Here is a 2,736-nt window from a genome sequence, read left to right as displayed (position 1 = left end):
CAGCGCGGCTTGATGAAGGCCGTGGGTGCATCGGCCGGCACCTTGCGCAGGTTGTCGGCGTTCATCTCACGCAGGGTCTGCACGGCTGCCAGCACGCCTTGCGCGGCCGGCGCGGCGCGCAGTTCCAGCACCTCCAGCAAGGCCGGCGTGTAACGGCGCAGGGTGGCGAAGTTCTCGCCGACCAGGTGCAGGTGGTCGAAGCCTTCCGGCCGGGCCAGCAGCTCGGCCTCGCTGACGCTCTCGGTGAACTCGTCCCAGGGAATCACCGCCTCGATGGCGGCATAGGGGTCGCTGCCGCTTTCCTTCGCTTCCAGCAGCGCCTGGCCGATCCTGGAGTACAGGCGCACCTTGTCGTTGATCGCCTTGCCCTGCTTCTGGAACTGCTGCTGATGCTTGTGCTTCGCGCCGCTGAACAGCTTGACCAGGATGCGGTCATGCAGATCGACCAGCTCATCGATCACGGTCGCGGTGCTCTCCAGCACCACGGCGGCCAGGGTCGCGTAGCGGCGCTGCGGCTCGAACTTACCGAGGTCTTTGGGCGTCATCTGCCCACCCTCGCGGGCCAGCTTGAGCAGGCGGTTCTGGTGGATGTGCCGGCCCAGGCCTTCGGGCAAGTCCACCAACTGAAATGTCTTCAGCCGCTCGATGTGTTCCAGCATGTGCCGAGAGTTGGGTTTCAGCGGTGCCTGGCGCAGCCAGGTCAACCAGGTGATGCTGCTGCCGGCCTTGAGCTTCAACAGCTCGTCCAGCTTGGCCCGATGCGAGTCCGTGAGTGGTTCGACCAGGGCGCGGTAGACCCGCCGATTGGCTCGCGCAATGGCTTCCGAGCAGGCCCGGTCAATCACGCTCAGCGCCGGCAGGATGCGTCGTTTCTGCCGTAGGCTCTCCAGGGCCTGACCGGCCAGCAGCAAGCCTTTGTCGGTCTGCTGGGCCAGCTCGGTTAGCTCGCGCACCAGGGCGCGGAAGTCGGACAGGCCGAACGGGGCCAGTTGCAGGTAGGTGCGCAGTTCCTGGGCATGCTCGCGACGGGTCACGTCGCGCTCGCCGTACTTTGCCCAGCTCGCCGGCTCGGCCTGGACTTGCTTCGCCACCCACAGGATGACCGGCTCGGGCAGCTCGCTGTCGGTTCCCAGCGCGTAACCGGGGTAGCGCAGCAGGCAGAGCTGCACGGCGAAGCCGAGGCGGTTGGCGTCGCCGCGTCGCTGGCGGATCAGCGACAGGTCGGAGTCGTTGAAGGTGTAGTAGCGGATCAGGTCATCCTGGCTTTCCGGCAGCGCAAGCAGGGTGTCCCGCTCCGTGGCCGAGAGGATCAAGCGACGCGGCATGTGTCAGTCGTCCGTGCGGAGGTACTGGTAGAGGGTTTCCCGGCTGATGTTGAACTCGCGGGCAAGCTGCGCCTTGGGCTCGCCGGCCGTCGCTCGCTGCCGCAGGGTAGCAGCCTGCTCATCGGACAGGGCTTTCTTGCGGCCCCGGTACGCGCCACGCTGCTTGGCCAAGGCGATGCCCTCACGCTGCCGCTCGCGGATCAGGGCGCGCTCGAACTCAGCGAAGGCCCCCATCACCGACAGCATCAGGTTGGCCATCGGCGAGTCCTCGCCAGTGAACACCAGGCCCTCCTTCAGGAACTCGATGCGCACGCCGCGCTGAGTCAGCTTCTGTACCAAGCGACGCAGGTCATCGAGGTTGCGGGCCAGCCGATCCATGCTGTGCACCACCACTGTATCGCCTTCGCGGACGAAGCTCAGCAGCGCTTCGAGCTGGGGGCGCTGGGTGTCCTTGCCCGATGCCTTGTCGGTGAACACCTTGCTCACCTGGGTTTGTTCCAGCTGGCGTTCCGGGTTCTGGTCAAAGCTGCTGACCCGGACGTAGCCGATGCGGTGCCCCTGCACGATGTCTCCTTGGTTGAAGGCGGCTTAAGTGCACTTTCTGTTCCGTTGTGCCTCAAAGCCCATTTCTGTCAGGCTGAAATCTATAACCTTCGCGGGCATGTGTCAAAAAATGGGAAAGCAGACTCTATTCTGACGAAGCGGCGCGGCCCTGCCTGACATCAAGTTAGGGTATGCCTCAACCTGACGGCGGCGAATCACAAGCGTCCGGTTTGACGCTGGTTTCGGTCGCAGTGCTGGCCCGCGCCTGGAAGCGCTGATAGCACTCCAGCCCGCAGAAATGCTCCACGTACTCGGCCCCTTCCGGCGTGAAGGCGGCATCGAGCGGGATTTCCTTGCAGCACACGCAGCAACTGGTGCTCGGTTCATTGGCGTTCATGGTGGTGTTCCTCCATTGGTTGACGAAGCCGACGAAGGCCGCCGCCGGCATCGGCCTGGCGAACAGGAAACCCTGCACCGTGTCGCAACCCGCCTGCCGCAACCACGCAAGGCAGTCGGGTGTTTCCACACCCTCGGCTACCACCTCCATTGTCGTTTTCAGAAGACGGCTGCACTGAACGTCAGAAGCCGACTGCACTATAGCAGCGGAGGGGTTGGATCCATCAGGCAACGACGGGCTGCTGCCGGCCATCAGCGGACGCAGGGAGGACTTTCCGCAACCGGCCGTTCGATGCGGCACCGATGGCCTTCGCGCAGGGGTAGTGAATCCGCCAGGATTGACTTGCGCTGCCCTACCTCTCACTAGTGAGGGGCGGCAGCGCATCAAGCGGTGAGCGCACTCCGGCACCGCCAACTTTCAGCACATGCGTGTAAATCATCGTCGTAGAGACGTCGGAATGGCCGAGCAGAT

At 64.4% G+C, this 2,736-nt stretch carries 1 protein-coding gene and 3 pseudogenes; all 4 read right to left on the bottom strand.

What is annotated here, in order from left to right; genetic code table 11:
• Positions 1–1,325, bottom strand: a pseudogene (locus tag ACJHYR_RS27385) (Tn3-like element TnAs1 family transposase); the annotation flags it as partial.
• Between the two features lie 3 nt (positions 1,326–1,328).
• Positions 1,329–1,889 carry a recombinase family protein gene (locus ACJHYR_RS27380; RefSeq protein WP_001161490.1) on the bottom strand — a complete coding sequence of 187 codons (561 nt, stop codon included), beginning with the start codon at positions 1,887–1,889 and terminating at the stop codon, positions 1,329–1,331.
• Between the two features lie 175 nt (positions 1,890–2,064).
• A pseudogene (locus tag ACJHYR_RS27375) lies at positions 2,065–2,415 on the bottom strand (DUF3330 domain-containing protein); the annotation flags it as partial.
• Between the two features lie 202 nt (positions 2,416–2,617).
• A pseudogene (locus tag ACJHYR_RS27370) lies at positions 2,618–2,736 on the bottom strand (integrase); the annotation flags it as partial.

Origin of the sequence: Escherichia sp. WS1450 (assembly GCF_046487395.1) — a bacterium.
In the GTDB taxonomy this organism is placed as follows: domain Bacteria; phylum Pseudomonadota; class Gammaproteobacteria; order Enterobacterales; family Enterobacteriaceae; genus Escherichia; species Escherichia coli.
This window is presented reverse-complemented; position numbering and strand designations above follow the sequence as displayed.